Here is a 227-nt window from a genome sequence, read left to right as displayed (position 1 = left end):
GACGGGAGATACCGGTCCAACAGGTCCGACAGGAGATACCGGTCCAACCGGTCCGACAGGAGATACCGGTCCAACAGGTCCGACAGGAGATACTGGCCCAACCGGTCCGACGGGAGATACCGGCCCGACAGGAGATACCGGTCCGACGGGAGATACAGGTCCAACTGGTCCGACAGGAGATACCGGTCCGACAGGAGATACAGGTCCGACAGGAGATACCGGCCCGA

The 227-nt window shown here is 62.1% G+C and carries 1 protein-coding gene; it reads left to right on the top strand.

The features are described 5' to 3' along the window. Nucleotides 1–227: hypothetical protein (locus RZO55_RS14610; protein ID WP_318065004.1), on the top strand; the 227-nt coding region annotated here is incomplete at both ends.

This window comes from Clostridium boliviensis (assembly GCF_033342255.1).
Taxonomy (GTDB): Bacteria; Bacillota; Clostridia; order Lachnospirales; family Lachnospiraceae; genus Lacrimispora; species Lacrimispora boliviensis.
This window is presented reverse-complemented; position numbering and strand designations above follow the sequence as displayed.